The 17181-nt window shown below is 64.0% G+C and carries 15 protein-coding genes and 1 pseudogene; 4 read left to right on the top strand and 12 right to left on the bottom strand.

Annotated features, from left to right (window positions below; translation table 11 throughout):
- Positions 1-19: 19 nt before the first annotated feature.
- The 9 genes and pseudogenes from AC27KI_RS06250 to AC27KI_RS06210 all read right to left on the bottom strand — a co-directional run bounded on the left by AC27KI_RS06250 (position 20) and on the right by AC27KI_RS06210 (position 10099).
- Positions 20-1190 (bottom strand): annotated as a pseudogene (locus AC27KI_RS06250) (deoxyguanosinetriphosphate triphosphohydrolase).
- A gap of 56 nt (positions 1191-1246) precedes the next feature.
- A complete protein-coding gene (aroB, locus tag AC27KI_RS06245; RefSeq protein WP_487088646.1) occupies positions 1247-2410 on the bottom strand; it encodes a 3-dehydroquinate synthase in 1164 nt (387 codons plus the stop codon).
- 253 nt (positions 2411-2663) lie between these two features.
- Positions 2664-3209, bottom strand: coding sequence for a shikimate kinase (locus tag AC27KI_RS06240; protein ID WP_284429911.1), 546 nt, complete (start codon positions 3207-3209; stop codon positions 2664-2666).
- Complete coding sequence (locus tag AC27KI_RS06235; protein WP_487088644.1) at positions 3191-5032, bottom strand: beta strand repeat-containing protein; 1842 nt, start codon at positions 5030-5032, stop codon at positions 3191-3193. The genes AC27KI_RS06240 and AC27KI_RS06235 overlap by 19 nt, the downstream gene beginning before the upstream one ends.
- Before the next feature lie 13 nt (positions 5033-5045).
- The gene (locus tag AC27KI_RS06230; protein WP_487088642.1) at positions 5046-7187 is read right to left on the bottom strand and encodes a type IV pilus secretin PilQ; all 2142 of its coding nucleotides are present in this window, start codon (positions 7185-7187) and stop codon (positions 5046-5048) included.
- Positions 7184-7723 carry a pilus assembly protein PilP gene (locus tag AC27KI_RS06225; RefSeq protein WP_272567557.1) on the bottom strand — a complete coding sequence of 180 codons (540 nt, stop codon included), beginning with the start codon at positions 7721-7723 and terminating at the stop codon, positions 7184-7186. Before AC27KI_RS06225 ends, AC27KI_RS06230 begins: the two co-directional genes overlap by 4 nt.
- On the bottom strand, positions 7720-8394 hold the full coding sequence (locus AC27KI_RS06220) for a type IV pilus inner membrane component PilO (protein WP_284396664.1): 675 nt from the start codon (positions 8392-8394) through the stop codon (positions 7720-7722). Before AC27KI_RS06220 ends, AC27KI_RS06225 begins: the two co-directional genes overlap by 4 nt.
- Before the next feature lie 2 nt (positions 8395-8396).
- Complete coding sequence (locus tag AC27KI_RS06215; RefSeq protein WP_284410955.1) at positions 8397-9023, bottom strand: PilN domain-containing protein; 627 nt, start codon at positions 9021-9023, stop codon at positions 8397-8399.
- Complete coding sequence (locus tag AC27KI_RS06210) at positions 9020-10099, bottom strand: pilus assembly protein PilM (protein WP_284429908.1); 1080 nt, start codon at positions 10097-10099, stop codon at positions 9020-9022. The genes AC27KI_RS06215 and AC27KI_RS06210 overlap by 4 nt, the downstream gene beginning before the upstream one ends.
- Before the next feature lie 261 nt (positions 10100-10360).
- Between AC27KI_RS06210 and AC27KI_RS06205 the strand changes: the two genes are divergently transcribed.
- On the top strand, positions 10361-12748 hold the full coding sequence (locus tag AC27KI_RS06205) for a penicillin-binding protein 1A (protein WP_487088639.1): 2388 nt from the start codon (positions 10361-10363) through the stop codon (positions 12746-12748).
- An 87-nt stretch (positions 12749-12835) separates the two neighbouring features.
- On the opposite strand, the gene cyaY is transcribed toward AC27KI_RS06205, so the two are convergent.
- A complete protein-coding gene (gene cyaY, locus AC27KI_RS06200; protein ID WP_272567550.1) occupies positions 12836-13165 on the bottom strand; it encodes an iron donor protein CyaY in 330 nt (109 codons plus the stop codon).
- A 12-nt stretch (positions 13166-13177) separates the two neighbouring features.
- On the opposite strand from cyaY, the gene lptM reads away from it, so the two are divergent.
- The 3 genes from lptM (at position 13178) to AC27KI_RS06185 (ending at position 15604) form a co-directional block, all read left to right on the top strand.
- Positions 13178-13402 (top strand): LPS translocon maturation chaperone LptM, encoded by a 225-nt coding sequence (gene lptM, locus AC27KI_RS06195; protein ID WP_272567549.1) that lies wholly within the window; start codon positions 13178-13180, stop codon positions 13400-13402.
- The gene (gene lysA, locus AC27KI_RS06190; protein WP_487088636.1) at positions 13399-14682 is read left to right on the top strand and encodes a diaminopimelate decarboxylase; all 1284 of its coding nucleotides are present in this window, start codon (positions 13399-13401) and stop codon (positions 14680-14682) included. Before lptM ends, lysA begins: the two co-directional genes overlap by 4 nt.
- A gap of 79 nt (positions 14683-14761) precedes the next feature.
- Positions 14762-15604, top strand: a complete 843-nt coding sequence (locus AC27KI_RS06185) for an oxygen-binding di-iron domain-containing protein (protein ID WP_272567546.1) — start codon at positions 14762-14764, stop codon at positions 15602-15604.
- Between the two features lie 57 nt (positions 15605-15661).
- On the opposite strand, the gene AC27KI_RS06180 is transcribed toward AC27KI_RS06185, so the two are convergent.
- Together AC27KI_RS06180 and msrP are read right to left on the bottom strand one after the other, a co-directional pair.
- Complete coding sequence (locus AC27KI_RS06180; RefSeq protein WP_487088634.1) at positions 15662-16282, bottom strand: protein-methionine-sulfoxide reductase heme-binding subunit MsrQ; 621 nt, start codon at positions 16280-16282, stop codon at positions 15662-15664.
- A gap of 50 nt (positions 16283-16332) precedes the next feature.
- Positions 16333-17181, bottom strand: an 849-nt coding sequence (gene msrP / locus AC27KI_RS06175; protein WP_487113056.1) for a protein-methionine-sulfoxide reductase catalytic subunit MsrP, incomplete at its 5' end; no start/stop codon positions are given.

Below are 17181 nucleotides of genomic sequence, written 5' to 3'. Positions count from 1 at the left end.
GCCCGCGCGCCCGGAGCGATCAGGACAACAGCCGTTGGCCCGTGAGCCGCTCGTGCTCGCGCACCGCGAAGCGGTCCGTCATGCCGGCGATGAAGTCCGCCACCGTGCGCATCCGCTGCACCTCGTTGCCGGCCGCGGCACGCGCCGCGAAGCGCGGCTTCATCGCCTCGGGTGAGTCCGTGTAGGCTGCGAACAGATCGCGCACCACCTGCTGGGCGCGTCCGGTGGTTTCCATCACCTGCGGGTGGCGGTACAGGTTCTGGAACAAAAAAGCGCTTCAGCCCCTGCGACTGCGCGCGCATCTCGGCGCTGAACGCCACCAGGGGCGGCGCACGGCGCACGTCATCCACCCGCGCCGGCGCGGACTGGGCGATGGCGGCGTTGGTCGCATCGATCACGTCATACACCTGTGCGCTGAGCATGCGCCGGATCGCTTCGTTCAGAAGCCGCCGCTGGCCCGCCGGCGCCGCCAAGTGCGGGTGGTCGCGCTCGGCCTCGGCGCGGTAGCGCTCGAACAGCGGCACCTCGCTCAGTTGCGCCAGCGTGATGAGGCCGGAGCGGACGCCGTCGTCGATGTCGTGCGCGTTGTAGGCGATCTCGTCGGCCAGGTTGCACAGTTGCGCCTCCAGGCTGGGCTGCCCACGCAGCAGGAAGCGCTGGCCGATGCCGCCGGGCTCCAGCGCCTCCATGCGCTCGGCGTTGGCGCGCGAGCAGTGCTTGAGAATGCCTTCCCGCGCCTCGAACGTGAGGTTCAGGCCGTTGTAGTCGGGATAGCACTCTTCCAGCTCGTCCACCACGCGCAGGCTCTGCAGGTTGTGCTCGAAGCCGCCGTGCGCGGCCATGCATTCATGCAGGGCGTCCTGCCCGGCGTGGCCGAACGGGGTGTGGCCCAGGTCGTGCGCCAGGGAGATGGCCTCCACCAGGTCCTCGTTGATGCGCAGCGAACGGGCGATCGAGCGGCCCAGTTGCGCCACTTCGAGCGAGTGCGTCAAGCGCGTGCGGAACAGGTCGCCCTCGTGGTTCAGGAACACCTGCGTCTTGTAGACCAGCCGGCGGAAGGCGGTGGAATGCACGATGCGGTCGCGGTCGCGCTGGTACTCCGAGCGCGTGGGCGCCGCCGACTGGGGATGGCGGCGCCCCCGGGTATCGGCCGGGTCGCAGGCGTACGGCGCCAATCCAGGGGGCTGCATTAAAAGGGTCTTCACCGCTCGACTGGCTTCAATTGCATGCGATTCAACCAATAGCCTCAGGCACAGCAGGCGTCGATGACTTCGCGCACCAGCGCATCCGGCGCGGCACGCACCGCCGCGCGCCCGGGGCCGTCGATCACCACGAAGCGGATCTCGCCCCCTTCGGATTTCTTGTCCACCCGCATCAGTTCGAGATAGCGGCCCGCGTTGTCCGCGGCATCGATCACCGGGCCGCGCACGGGCAGCCCCGCACGCTCGATCAGCTGGCGCAGTCGCTGCACGAAGGCCGCGTCCACCAGCCCCAGCCGGTACGACAGCTCGGCCGCCATCACCATGCCCGCCGCCACGCCTTCGCCATGCAGCCAGACGCCGTAGCCCATGCCCGCCTCGATGGCGTGGCCGAACGTGTGGCCGAAGTTGAGAATGGCCCGCAGGCCGGCCTCGCGCTCGTCCTGGCCCACCACGAAGGCCTTGATCTCGCAGCTGCGCCGCACGGCGTGGGCCAGCGCGGCATGGTCGCCGGCACGCAGGGCATCCATCGCGGTCTCGAGCCAGCCGAGGAACGCCATGTCGGCGATCGGTCCGTACTTGAGGACTTCCGCCAGCCCCGCGCTCAGCTCGCGGGGCGGCAGGGTGTCGAGCGTGGCCAGATCGCACACCACCAGTTGCGGCTGGTAGAACGCGCCGATCATGTTCTTGCCCAGCGGGTGGTTGATGGCGGTCTTGCCCCCCACCGACGAATCGACCTGCGCCAGCAGCGTGGTGGGCACCTGCACGAACGGCACCCCGCGCATGTAGCTGGCCGCAGCGAACCCGGTCATGTCGCCCACCACGCCGCCGCCCAGGGCGAACAGCACGGTCTTGCGGTCGCAGCCGTTGGCCAGCAACGCATCGAAGACGAGGTTCAGCGTCTGCCAGGTCTTGTGTTCTTCGCCATCGGGCAGGACGACCTGCAGCACCCGTGGGTAGCGCGACGTCAGCGCAGCCTCGAGCCGCTGCACATAGAGCGGCGCCACGGTCGAATTGGTGACGATCAGGGCCGACGCGGCGGCCGGCAAGGCCTGGTAGGTGGCCGGGTCGTCCAGCAACGATTCGCCGATGAGGATGGGGTAGCTGCGGTCGCCCAGGGCAATGTCCACCTGGGCGGGGCGATCGCCCTGCAGTGCGCTGGCGGATGGATGGGCGGCGCGGGAAAGGGGGGCCTGGGATACCAGGGGCATGTCGTGATCCATGGTCGAGAGTCTAGCGGGCCGCCGGGCCGCCCATGCGGACGGATGTCTGCAGCCAAAGTCTCGATCAGTACCGTGCTGCCACAACATGTGGACATTCGGAGGGAGAGATGGGAGAGGAAAAAGAGGCTCGCTGCACCAGCGCTGCCAGAGGCCAACGGGTGGACAGTATTGTTGCCGCGGGCATGCACCGTGCCGTCGGTGACCGGCGCGAAAGTGTGCAACCGTGGAAGCAGCGCCGCCGTCAGCCGACGGAGGCCAGTTCCAGTTGCATCGCGATGTGATTCACCAACGCCGCGACGGTCTTGCCCCGCCCCGTGGACACCACATAGTGGGCCGTGGCCCGGTACAGCGCATCCCGCTGCTGGTGCAGGTCCTTCAACCGGCCCAGCGGGTCCGCTCCCTGCAGCAGGGGGCGGGACGTGTCGTGCCGCACATGGCGAACGATGTCCTCGGGCGACGCGTCGAGATAGACCACCTTGCCATGCGCCCTGAGGCGGTCGCGGTTGGGCGCACGCAGCACGGCGCCGCCGCCCGTGGCCAGCACATGCGCCGGGCCCGCACTTCGACCCGCGGTCAGCTCATCGATCACCTGCTCTTCGATGTCGCGAAAGGCGGCTTCCCCCTCACGATCGAAAAAACCACGGATCGAGCAGCCGATGCGCTGCTCGATCACGTGGTCTGAATCGATGAAGGGAATCCCCAGCCGCCGGGCGAGTTGACGCCCGACGGTGGATTTCCCGGAGCCTGGTAGGCCGATGAGGTGGAGACTCAGTTGGGGTTGCTGCAACTGGTTGCTCTTCCGAAGGGGCTCACAACGGAAGCCGGAGGACTCGTTTTGTCTGTCAAGTCAGACACTGCGGCCCCTGCCACGAATGCAAAGAAGGAGCTGGATTCCGTCCCGGACACAATAGCCTTAGCCGCCAGTTCGAAATTCACCCAGAAGGCGTACTGCTGTCCGTAGGTCAACGTGAATTCGGCAGAGCCGGCCGCATCGGTCGTCACCGATGCAGGTGCAATCACTCCAGGCAAACCTGGCGTGAGTTGACCATTGCCATTGGTATCTTCGCCCGCATCCAGAATACCGTTGCGATTCGTGTCTTCGTTAAGACAAGAAATTACAGTACCTGCTTGGTTGTAGCCCCAAGCAGAGGCTGCATCGTTAAAGACCAAAGGCGAGCCTTTGAGATAGTTCGGAACCCAATAGGAAAGCGTCAGATTTTGATTCGCCACGGGTGCGCCGTTAGCATCGTTCACTTGAGCAGAGAACGTCTTGCGGTACGTCGTGTTCAGCTTTTCAACGGTGTTGTTGGCTGCGATCGTGATGAAGAGCGCTTGGCTGCTGATCGTGAGCGAAGACGTGGCCGTCACATTGGTGTTGGCAACGGTCGCACGAATCTGCACGCCGTTGGCGGCTGTGGACGTGGCACCAGAAATGAAGACGTCCGTCGCCAAGCCGTTGGCATCCGTGACGGCCGAGCCCGTCTTGATGCTGCCACCGCTCAGATCCTGCACTGCCGTGAAGAAAACGGTCTTGCCCTTGACGGCGTTGCCGGCGGCATCACGCACCGTGGCGCGCAACTGGACCTGGTTGGCGGAGCTGCCTGCCACGTTCGGGGGCAAAGCGGCGGAAGACGTCTGCAGCACCAGCGAGGCTGGCGTCGAAGCGATGAAATTCAGCGGCAGCGTGGTCACGGCACCGTTGTCCACCACCGCGCTGATCGTCGCCACGCCCACGGATGCGGCCGAAGCCTGGGTAGACGCAATGCCATTGGCATCGGTCGTCGCCTGGCTGGGAGACACCGAGCCGCGGGTGGTGCTGAACGAGATGACCTTGCCCGCCACACCGGCGCCGCCGGATGCGTAGCGCACGGAGACCGTCCGCGCCGTGTTGACCTCGACTTCGGTGTTGGCCGTGGGCGCCGAGAACGCGAAATCCACGCTGGTGACATTGATGGAAATCTGGGTCTGCGCACCCGCGCTCTGGATGGTCACCGTGTCCGTGCCGCTGCGCGTTGCCGCGTAAGCGAACGTCACGGCGCCATTGGCGTCCGTCGAAGTGCTGGCCATGGTGATGGCATTGCCCAGAGACGACGTGACGGCCACCGTGCTGGCGGCAATGGCCGCACCGCCGCTGTCCTTCACGCTCACTGCGAAATTGGTCGTGGCACCGGTCAGTAGAGACGACGAACCCGATGCGGTCAACGTGGTACCCGTCACCGGAATGGTGATGGATTTCGTGATCGATCCCGACTTCACCGTGACGGCGATGTCACGGTTGGAACGGTCCGTACCGGCGGTCAACACCGCTGTCGCCTTGCCGTCTGCAGCCGTGGTGCCCACGACGCTTGCCAGCGTGCCGCTGGATGCCGTGAACGACACCGCCTGTGCGGACAGCGCATTGTTGGCGGCGTCCTTCACCACGGCGGTCAACGTCAGGCCGGTCTTGTCGGCCGACGCCAGGCCCGTGGCAGACGTCAAGATTTCCACAGAGGCTGCCGTGCTGACCGGAGTCGTTCCTCCGGGCGTGGTGCCAGCGCTCCCCCCGCCGCCACCGCAAGCAACCAGAGTGGCAGCCAGCGATAGGGCAATGATTTTGATGAATGACTTCATTATTTACCTATAGTTAACGAACTGGTCCGCGATCGGAAATGACTTTGGGTGTGATGAATACCAGCATTTCCCGCTTCGTGGATTCTTTGGTCCGGCTTTTGAAGAGGTTGCCCACCACCGGCACATCGCCCAGCACGGGAATTTTATTTTCCTGGTTGGTTTCTTCCATCTCGAAGATACCCCCGATCACCACGGTCCCGCCATTTTCGATCAACACCTGGGTCTTGATGTGCTTGGTGTCGATGGCCACGCCCTGCGTCGTGCTCTCGCCACGGCTGTCCTTGTTGACATCCAAATCAAGAATGATGTTGCCCTCCGGGGTGATCTGCGGCGTCACTTCCAGCTTCAACACCGCCTTCTTGAAGGCGATGGTGGTGGCGCCGTTGGGGGCCGTGACGGAATAGGGGTACTCGGTGCCCTGCTCGATCAAGGCTTTCGTCTGGTCTGCCGTGATCAAACGCGGGCTGGACACGATCTTGCCTTGGCCGTCGGCCTCCATCGCCGACAGCTCGAGGGTCAGGAAACGATTGGCCGCCGAATTGAAGATGGACAGGGCAAACGAGCCCACCGCACTCGTCGTGGACAGCTGCGCCGGCAGATTGACGAACGTGCCTCCAGGATCGGTGGCCGTGGAACTGGCACCGCTCGTGGAGACGGCGTTGCTGTAGCTTGTGCCGAAAGCGACACGGTTGTTGCCACCGATGCCGTAGCCACCGTCGCCGCCGCGGCTGGCCCTCAGGTCAGAGGCACCCAGCTTGACGCCGAGCGATCGGCCGAAGGTGTCGCGCGCTTCGACAATCCGCGCTTCGATCATGACCTGGCGCACCGCCACATCCAGCGTCGACAGCAGTTGCCGCACCTCTTCCAGCTTGCTTGGCGTGTCCGTCACGAAAAGCTGATTGGTTCGCGGCTCGGAGATTGCACTGCCCCGCTCGGACAGAAAGCGTGTGGACACACCGCTGCTACCGCCGCTGCTCGTGCTGGTTGCCAGTTGGGTCACCATGTCGGCAGCCTTGGCATAGTTCAGCTGGAACGCCTGGGTGCGCAGTGGCTCGAGCTTCTGGATTGCCAGCGCTGCCTCGTAATCCTTTTTGGTACGCGCGTCGATTTCGTCCTTGGGCGCGATCCAGAGGACCGTGCCGGACTTGCGCATGCCGAGACCCTTGGCGTCCATGATGATCTGCAGGGCCTGATCCCATGGCACGTCCTTCAGACGCAGCGTGAGCGCGCCGGTGACGGTGTCGGAGGTGACGATGTTGAAGTTCGTGAAGTCCGCAATCACCTGCAGCAACGAACGCACTTCGATGTTCTGGAAGTTGAGCGACAGTTTTTCGCCGCTGAACCCGGGGCCCTGCGTCAGCTTGCTCAGGTCCACCTTCTTCTGGCGGATTTCCACCACGAACTGGTTGTCGCTCTGGTAGGCGCTGTGCTCCCATTCGCCGATGGGATCGATGGTCATCCGAACACGCTCACCTTGCTGCGATGTCGTGACGATCTGCACCGGGGTGCCGAAGTCCGTCACATCCAGGCGGCGGCGCAAGCCCTCCGGCAGCGACGATTTCAGGAATTCGACCACCAGGCCCTTGCCTTGCTGACGCAGGTCCACGCCGACCTGGTTGTTGGCCAGGCCCACGATCACGCGGCCCGCCCCATCGCTGCCGCGGCGGAAGTCGAGGTCACGCAGGGGGAGGACGTCGCTGTTGCGGTCTTCCGCAAAAACCGCCACCGGCGCCGGTTGCGCCGCCGCCGTGTTCGACACGGGCTCCAGTGCCACCATCAAGGACTTGCCCTGGATTTCGGCACGGTACGACGTGGGTTGCTTGAGGTTCAGGACGACGCGGGACCGGTCGCCTGCCTGAACGATGTTCACGGACTTCAGATTGCCTTGGTTGACTTCCACCAGCGACTTGCCTGTCGCATTGGTCGTCGCCGGAAAATCGAGCGCAATCCTGGCCGGGGCCTGAATGGCAAAACCGGTTGGCAGGGTGGAAAGGGGTTGCGACAAATCGATGCGTACCAATTCGGTCCCGCCCTGCATGACCCCCTGGACGGCTTCGATGGCGGTCTGGGCATAAGCCCAGGTGCTGCCCAGCGATGCCACAGCAGCCAACAACAACGCTCGATAGCGTGCACCAAAACTGTTTTTCTGAATCATTTCTTCCCCTCTTGGAGATCGAGCGTGGTCTGACGCTCTATCCAGTCACCCGTTGCATCCTGAACGATTTCCCGTAACTGAATGGCTGTTTCAGTGATTTGGGTAATCCTTCCATAATTCTGTCCAAGGTAATTGCCGACCCGAACCTGGTACAACAAGTTATCCACCTTGAGCAAGGCCGTCGGCGTGCCGGTTTTATTCAAACTGCCGACCATGGACATGGTATCCAGGGGATAAGCTTCCAAAGGCTCCTTGCGACGCGCCATTTCCGGCGCAATCAAGGTGGCGTTGGCCGCCAATTGGGTCGAATCGCGCCTGAGGGCCTGTGTCAATTTGATGGAATTGAAGGGATCCGTTGCTCCATCCGCCTGATAGTTCTGCGGCTGGAATTGCTTGGGTTCGGTAAGGGGGGTAATGCGCGGCTTGGTGTTGGCACGCAAATCCGTCATCCACTGGCGAAGCTCGTCCTGACCCGAAGATTCACAACCCATCAACGCCGCGCAGACTGCCAGCAAAGCGATGTGCCACATTCTCATTTCTTCGCTCCACCCGCTGCCTGGCGCTGCGCCTGAATTTCTTCAGGGTCCAGATAGCGGAACGTTCTCGCCGTGGCTTCCATCGTGAGGGTGCCGCCATCCTTGCCTGCAGGGAGGATGGAAATATTATTCAGCGTCACGATCCGGGAAAGATTGGCAATATCAGCGGCAAATGCACCGATATCATGGTATCGGCCTGTCACTCTAATAGAAATCGGCAACTCCGCATAATAATCCCTGACCACGATCTGGCCCGGCTTGAACGATTCGAACTGCAAACTGCGACCCAGGCCTGCCTGATTGATATCAGACAAAAGAGCCGCCATCTCCGCCTTGCTCGGCAACTGCTTTTCCAGCTGGATCACATACTGCTGCACCTGCTCGCGCTGCTTCTTGAGCGCGTCCAGACTCACGGCCTTTACGAGCTTCTTTTCATAATCGGCGCGCAAGGTGAGTTCCTTGGCCTGCTCGGCTTCCAGCTCCGCCTCGTACTCATTCAGCTTGAAGAACCACAGGAAGGTAGCGATGCCCGCCGCGATGGCGATGCAAAGCAGGATTCTCGGCAGCACCGGCCACAGAGAAGGATCTTTGGGATCAAGGTTGCGGAACTGCCGCTGCAAGCTGGACTGCAGCGCCACAAAGTCCACGGAAGACGCTTTTTTCGTTGCCATGATCACTTTCCAACCGCTTTGGGCGCAGTGGCAGGGGTACTTGCAGCGCCAATGGCTTTTTGCGCCTCGCTCGTGCGCATCAGCCGAAACCGGAGGTTGAAGGAGGCCACGCGGCGCTGCTCCCTCGGGTTCAGCGCGATGTTGGCCGCAACGATCTCTACCAATTCGGGCTTGGAGAACCACGGTGTGTTGTCGGCCAGATTGCGCAGCATCTCCGACACACGCTCGTTCGATTGCGCCATCCCCTGCATCGTGATCACCTGGTCGACTTGCTTGAGATTGGTAACGTAAACCCCATCTGGCAGCTGTTGAACCAACTCATTGAGCAAGTGCACTGGCAGATTGCGATCCGACTGCAGGTCTTCCACCGCCTTCTGGCGCGCACGAAGGGCCGCGATTTCTTCTTCGATGGTCGCGATTTCCTTGATCTGGCCTTCCAGAACCTTGATCTCGCTTTGCAGGAACGTGTTCTTGTCCTGCTGGGCGGTGATCACCATCTGGTACCACCAGTAGATGCCGCCGGCAATGGCAAGCCCCACCAGAAAAGACGCGAACATCGTCGCCTGGAACGATTCCTTGCGGCGTTTTCGGGCCGCCTCGCGATGGGGAAGCAGGTTGATGAGAATCACTGCAGGAACCTCCGCATGGCCAGACCACATGACGTGAGGTAGGAAGGCGCCTCGCGCACCATCTTCTTCAATCGCACGGCGCTTCCGATTTCCATGCCGTCGAACGGGTTGATGGCGGTGCAGGCACAGCCTGAATGCTGGGTCACAGCCTCGGTCAAGCCAGGCAGTGGCGCGGAGCCGCCCGCGAGCATGATGTGATCGACCCGGTTGTAGGGCGTGCTGGTGAAGAAGAACTGCAGCGCACGGCCGATTTCCTGCGCCATGCTTTCCACGAAGGGACGCAGCACGGCCGACTGGTAGTCGTCCGGAAGGTCACCGCTGCGCTTCTTGCCTTCGGCCTCTTCCAGCGAGAACCCGTATTGCCGCACGATCAATTGCGTCAGCTGCGCCCCCCCGAAGGCCTGGTCGCGGTCGTACAGCACTTCGTCGTTGCGAAGCACCTGCATGCTGGTGGTCAATGCGCCGACCTCGAACAGCGCGACCAAAGCATCGTTGCCGTGGTTGGGCAGCGCTTCGATCAGGCGCCCCGCAGCCAGCCGGGAGGCATGCGATTCGATGTCGACGATCACGGGCTTGAGGCCCGCCGCTTCGGCCAGGCCCTGACGGTCCTGCACCTTTTCACGGCGCGACGCCGCGATCAGCACATCGACATCGCCGGGCGAGCTCTTGCTAGGGCCGACCACGCAGAAGTCCAGGCTCACTTCATCGAGCGAGAACGGAATGTACTGGTTGGCTTCGGATTCCACCTGCACTTCCAGCTCCTGCTCGGACATGCCGCCGGGCAGGGTGATGCGCTTGGTGATGACGGCCGATGGCGGCAAGGCCAATGCCACGTTTTTCGTGCGGGTGCCGCTCTTCTTGACCAGCCGGCGCAGGGCCTCGGCGACCTCATCGAATTTTTCGATGTTGCCGTCGGTGATCCAACCGCGCTCCAACTGCTCGATCGCACATCGCTCCAGTACCAGCCCTCCCGCCTTGTCGCGCCCCAACTCCACCAGCTTGACGCTCGAGGAACTGATGTCGATACCCAGCAGTGGCGCGGACTGGCGACTGAACAAAGACCCCAAAGAGATCAAGATTAGCCCCCGTAACTTGCCAATTTGACGCAACAAAACTTAACACTTCACATGAATGCTATCAGTAAGGTTGCAGGCCAGCCAAGAGTTTTACGGCGCTGTTACGGACCGAACGTTGTCAAAAGCACACGCTCATTTGCCGCCTCTTCCGATACCGATATTCATGCGCCTGTGGTATAGGTGCGCCACCCTTTGGCGTGATTTGGCAGACGGGTGAGGCCCATATTTTTATAATGGCCGGTTGCTCTCTCCTGGAACGCTATGCCGTCATCACCTACCGACAAGACCCCCAACCCGAATCCGCCGAAACGGCCGGCATGGTGGCGCTGGATTGTCCGAAGCGCAGCGTGGTTGCTCGGGCTGGCGGCGGCCGGCGCCGTGGGCGTGGCGCTCACGATCGCCGTGGCGCTGACGGTGGCTTACCCCAACCTGCCGGACATTTCGGACCTGGCGGACTATCGGCCCAAGCTGCCGATGCGGGTCTACTCGGTCGAAGGCGCTTTGCTGGGCGAGTTCGGCGAGGAACGGCGCAACCTCACTCCCATCCAGGACATTCCCAAGGTCATGACCAACGCGGTGCTGGCCATCGAAGACGCACGCTTCTTCCAGCATGGTGGCGTGGACTACAAAGGCGTGGTGCGCGCAGCGCTGGCCAACATGGGCCGTGTGAAGAGCCAGGGTGCCTCGACGATCACGATGCAGGTGGCCCGGAACGTTTATTTGTCATCCGAGAAAACATTTACCCGAAAAATTTACGAAATATTACTAACCTTCAAATTGGAGCACCTGCTGACCAAGAACCAGATTCTCGAGATCTACATGAATCAGATTTATCTCGGAAACAGGGCATACGGTTTTGCGGCAGCTTCGGAGGCTTATTTCGGCAAGCCCCTGCAGAACATCTCCATCGCAGAGGCCGCCATGCTGGCCGGGCTGCCCAAGGCCCCCTCGGCCTACAACCCCATCAGCAACCCCAAGCGCGCCCGCATCCGGCAGCTGTACATCATCGACCGCATGCAGGAGAACGGTTTCATCACCGCGCAGGAGGCCGCCGCCGCCAAGGAAGAGGACCTGAAGATCCGCTCAGGCCCGGATTCCACCCGCATCCACGCCGAATACGTGGCAGAAATGGCCCGCCAGCTCATCTTCGCCCAATACGGTAACGAGGCCTACACCCGCGGCCTCAACGTCTACACGACCCTCAATGCCGGCGACCAGGAAGCCGCGTACGTCGCCTTGCGCAAGGGCATCATGGATTACGAACGCCGCCAGCACTACCGCGGGCCGGAGAAATTCGTCGCCCTGCCCACCAATGCCCAGGAAGCCGAGGACGTGATCGACGACACCCTCGCCCTGCATCCCGACAACGGGGATGTGATGTCGGCGGTGGTGCTGGAGGTGACGCCCAAGAAGATCGTGGCGGCGCGCGCCAGCGGCGAGCCGATCGAGATCACCGGCGACGGGCTGAAGCCGGCCCAGTCGGGCCTGAGCGACAAGGCGCCGCCGAACGTCAAGATTCGCCGCGGCGCGGTGATCCGCGTGATCCAGACCCCCAAGAAGACCTGGGACATCACCCAGCTGCCGGAAGTCGAGGGCGCCCTGGTGGCGGTCGATCCGCGCACCGGAGCCATCAAGGCCCTGGTGGGCGGCTTCGATTTCGACAAGAACAAGTTCAACCATGTGACGCAGGCATGGCGCCAGCCAGGGTCGAGCTTCAAGCCATTCATCTACTCGGCCGCGCTGGAAAAAGGCTTCACGCCGGCCACCGTGGTGAACGATGCCCCGCTGTTCTTCAGCGCCGGCGTCACGGGCGGCCAGCCCTGGGAACCCAAGAATTACGACGGCAAGTACGACGGCCCGATGACCTTGCGCACCGCGCTGGCGCGCTCCAAGAACGTGGTGTCCATCCGCGTCCTGCAGGCGGTCGGCCCCAAGAACGGCCAGGAATGGGTATCCAAATTCGGCTTCGACGCCGAAAAGCACCCGCCCTACCTGACCATGGCGCTGGGCGCGGGGTCGGTCACGCCCATGCAGATGGTGTCGGCCTATTCGGTGTTCGCCAACGGCGGCTACCGCGTGAACCCCTACCTGATCAGCCGCGTCACAGACCACAAGGGCCGCATCCTGTCGGACTTCCAGCCGCCAGCCACCTCCGACAACCCCCGTGCGATCGATGCGCGCAACGCCTTCGTGATGGACAGCCTGCTGCAGGAAGTCACCCGCTCCGGCACGGCGGCGCGTGCGCAGGCCACGCTCAAGCGCCCCGACCTGTACGGCAAGACCGGCACGACCAACGATGCCGTCGATGCCTGGTTCGCCGGTTTCCAGCCCACGGTGGCCGCGGTGACCTGGATCGGCTACGACACGCCCCGCAACCTGGGCAGCCGCGAAACCGGCGGCGGGCTGAGCCTGCCGATCTGGATCAGCTTCATGGAGCGCGCGCTCAAGGGCGTCCCGGTGGCGGAGCCTACCGTGCCGCCCGGCGTGGTGAACGTGGGCGGAGAATGGTTCTATGAGGAGTTCGCCCGCAACGCGGGTGTCGCCAGCGTGGGCATGGAAGACGCCTCCGCCGCCGTGCCCGGATCGCCGCCGCAGGCACCCCCGCCGACCGAGGAGCGCAACCGGATCCTGGATCTGTTCCGCAATTGACCCCATGGACCGCCGGCACGCGGTCCCACCAAAAAAAGCCCTTGCGCGGCCATCGCGCAAGGGCTTTTTGTTACAGACCGAAGGCGATCAGGGCGCGAAAGACAGCGCCAGTCCCGACTGCTCGCTGGCGCTGCGGTCCAGGGCTTCGAAGAACTCGCCCGCCCCCTTGGTGTCCATCCAGCGCTGGCCGTCGAACCGGTAGTGGTAGCCGCCGGACTGTGCGGCCAGCCAGATTTCGTGCAGCGGCTTTTGCAGGTTGATGACGATCTGGCTGCCGTTCTGGAACGCGATGGTCACCATGCCTCCGGAGCGTTGTGCGTCCAGGTCGGCGTCCGAGGTGTCGTTGATGCGATCGCAGCCTTGCTCGACAGCGAGCAGGAGCTTTTCCGCGTGGTCCAGGAATTCGAGGTCAGTCATTAGAATCGGCGGATGTTGAGAGCATCGCAAATTCTAGTCAGGACGCTTGCCCTTGCTGCGAGTGCGGCGGCCCTGTCGGGCTGCGGCCAGCGCGGCCCGCTGTACCTGCCCACCGACCCCGCTGCCAGCCAGCGGGCCACCCTGCCCCAGACGCTGGACCCGATGCGCGACACGCCCACGCCGGCGCCGATCGTCCCCACCGCCCCCTCCCGTTCCGCTTCCTCCCCGACTCCATGACCTTGCCTGCCCTGCCCGGCCATCCCCACATCGCCCACCGCGGCGACGCACTGTTCATCGAACAACTCCCCCTGGCCGACCTGGCGCGGCAGCACGGCACGCCGCTGTACGTCTATTCGCAAGCGTCCATGCTGGACGCGCTGGCCGCCTACCAGCGCGGCTTTGCCGGCCGCCAAGTGCAGATCTGCTACGCCATGAAGGCGAACTCGTCGCTGGCGGTACTGCAGCTTTTCGCGCGCCAGGGCTGCGGTTTCGACATCGTGTCCGGCGGCGAACTGGAACGCGTGCTGGCCGCCGGCGGCGATCCGCGCAAGATCATCTTCTCGGGCGTCGGCAAGACGCGGGCCGAGATGCGGCAGGCCCTGCAGGCCGGCATCGGCTGCTTCAACGTCGAGAGCGAGTCCGAACTGGACGTGCTGAGCGAGGTGGCCGTGGCCTTCGGCACGAAGGCGCCGATCAGCATCCGCGTCAATCCCAACGTGGACCCGAAGACGCATCCCTACATTTCCACCGGGCTCAAGGGCAACAAGTTCGGCGTGGCACACGAGCGCATCGTCGCGGCCTACCAGCATGCCGCGTCGCTGCCGGGGCTGAAGGTGGCCGGCATCGACTTCCACATCGGCTCGCAGATCACCGACGAGACACCTTACCTCGACGCGACCGATCGACTGCTCGACCTGATCGAGGAGATCGAGGCCGCAGGCATTCCGATCCACCACATCGACTTCGGCGGCGGCCTGGGCATCGACTACAACGGCGACACGCCACCGGCCGCCGATGCGCTGTGGGCCAAGCTGCTGGCCAAGCTGGATGCGCGCGGCTTCGGTGACCGCCATTTCATGATCGAGCCCGGCCGCTCGCTGGTGGGCAATGCCGGGGTGTGCGTGACCGAGGTGCTGTACGTGAAGCCCGGCGAGCAGAAGAACTTCTGCATCGTCGATGCGGCGATGAACGACCTGCCGCGCCCCGCGATGTACCAGGCGTTCCACGCCATCGTGCCCGTGCAGGCGGCCGCGGCCGGCGCAGCGGCCGGGGTGTACGACGTGGTGGGCCCGGTCTGCGAGAGCGGCGACTGGATCGGCCGCGACCGCACGCTGGCGGTGCAGCCGGGCGACCACCTGGCCGTGCTGTCGGCCGGCGCGTATTGCAGCTCGATGGGCAGCAACTACAACACGCGCGCCCGCCCGGCCGAAGTGCTGGTGGATGGCACGCAGGCCCACCTGATCCGCGCGCGCGAATCGGCGGCCGACACCTTCCGCCACGAGAAACTGGTGGGCTGACTGGCCAACGCTTGATTCGCATCAAGCCCCGTGCACGGGGGGCGGCCTACATTGGCATTTTTCAAGAATGCTGCATGCCATGGCCCTGGAACCGCTGGAACTGTACCGAGACAAGCACCACGCCTGCCTGATGTTCTCCGACCTCATCGAGGAGGACGGGCAGGCCGTTCAGGCCAATCAATTCCTGATCGTGGACGGCGACACGGGCGCCATCATCGACCCGGGCGGCAACCTCGCCTTCAACGAGCTGTTCATGGGAATGTCCAAGCATTTCCCGCCGCACAAGCTGTCGTACCTGATCGCCTCGCATGCCGACCCGGACATCATCGCCTCGCTCGACCGCTGGATGACCAGCACCAAAGCCACGCTGGTGATCTCGCGCGTTTGGGAGCGCTTCGCGCCGCATTTCACCAAGGTCGGCAAGACGGAGAACCGGGTGATCGGCGTGCCGGACGGCGGCGGCCACCTGCCGCTGGGGCGGCACGAGCTGGTGCTGCTGCCAGCGCACTTCATGCACTCCGAGGGCAACTTCCACTTTTACGACCCGGTCAGCCGCATCCTCTTCACGGGGGACCTGGGCGTGTCGATGACCTCGGGCACCGAGGCGCGCGAGCCCGTGACCGATCTGGCGCCGCACATTCCGCGCATGGAAGGGTTCCACCGCCGCTACATGGTGTCCAACAAGATCCTGCGGCTGTGGGTGCGCATGGTGCGGCAGATGGACATCGCCATGCTGGTGCCCCAGCACGGCGCGCCGATCATGGGACCGAAGGCCATCGGCGATTTCTTCGACTGGATCGAGAACCTGATGTGCGGCATCGACCTGTTCGACGACCGGGCCTACCAGTTCCCCACGGCCTTCATCGACCCGGCCACGCGGCAGGTGCGGCCGGCCCTGCACGCCGTGCAGGGGAGATCCTAGCCAAAAAGGCCTCCAGCACAATCAGTACTAGGGCATATTGCTATTCTTTTAATAGCATCATGCCGTGCGGGCGGCCACCGGGCGCCGGGCGTAGCGCTTCCACACGCGCCAGCCCAGCAGCGTGCCCAGGATGGCCGCGTACACCGCCACCTCGGCGAAGTTGTTCTTGCCCGCGCGCATCCAGAAAAAGTGCAGCAGCGCCAGCCCCGCGACCGCATAGACGATGCGGTGCAGCGCCTGCCAGCGCTTGGCGCCCAGCCAGCGGATGGCGCGATTGAACGACGTGGCCGCCAGCAGCGTGAGCAGCACGATGGCCAGCGTGCCCACCAGGATGAAAGGCCGCTTGCCGATGTCGTACACGATCTCCGGCCAGTCGAAGCCCATGTCCAGCCAGGCGTAGGCCATGAGGTGCAGCACCGCATAGAAATACACGAACAGCCCCAGCATGCGCCGAAAGCGCGCCAGGGCCGGCGTGCCCGTGATGACGCGCAGCGGCGTCACCGCCAGCGCCAGGCACAGGGCCCGCAGCGCCCAGTCGCCACTCTCGCGGATCAGCGCCTCGGCCGGGTTGGGGCCGAGCCGGTCGGTGGCGGCGCCGAACACCAGCCACGCCAGCGGCAGCAGGCACAGGGCGAACACCACCGGCTTGGCGGCGGGATGCATCAGCAGTTTTTTCATGGCGGCGGCCCTCGAAGGCGCTGGCGGCGGGATGTCGGACTCGGGGCGGGTCAGTAGAACTTCTTCAGGTCCATGCCGGCGTACAGCGAGGCCACCTGGGCCTCGTAGCCGTTGAACATCAGCGTCTTGCGCTTCTTGGCGAACAGGCCGTCCTCGCCGATGCGCCGCTCGGTGGCCTGGCTCCAGCGCGGGTGGTCCACGTTCGGGTTCACGTTGGAATAAAAGCCGTATTCCTGCTTGGCGGCCTTGTTCCAGGCCGTGCCCGGCTCCTTATCGGTCAGGCGGATCTTGACGATGCTCTTGGCACTCTTGAAGCCGTACTTCCAGGGCACCACCAGCCGCACCGGCGCGCCGTTCTGGTTGGGCAGCACCTCGCCGTACATGCCGAAGGTGAGCAGCGTGAGCGGGTGCATGGCCTCGTCCATGCGCAGCCCCTCGGTGTAGGGCCAGTCGAGCACGGCGGAGCCGACGAACGGCATGGTCTTCTTGTCGGCCAGCGTGACGAACTCCACGTACTTGGCGCTGCCCTGCGGCTCCACGCGCTTGAGCAGCTCGGCCAGCGAGTAGCCCACCCACGGAATCACCATGGACCAGCCCTCGACGCAGCGCAGGCGGTAGATGCGCTCTTCCTGGGCGCTGAGCTTGATGAGGTCCTCGATGCCGAACTTGCCCGGCTTGTTGACCAGCCCCTCGACCTCGACCGTCCAGGGCGTGGTCTTCAGGGTGTGGGCGTTGCGGGCCGGGTCGGCCTTGTCCACGCCGAACTCGTAGTAGTTGTTGTAGGTGCTGGCGTCCTTGTAGTCGGTCACCTTTTCCATGGTGTTGGCGCCCGCCACCGCCGATTTGCCGCCGGCCAGGGCCGCCAGCTTGCCCGGACGCGCGGCCTGGGGCCCGGCATC

The sequence above is a fragment of the Acidovorax sp. KPB24-03 genome, assembly GCF_057546605.1.
This window is presented reverse-complemented; position numbering and strand designations above follow the sequence as displayed.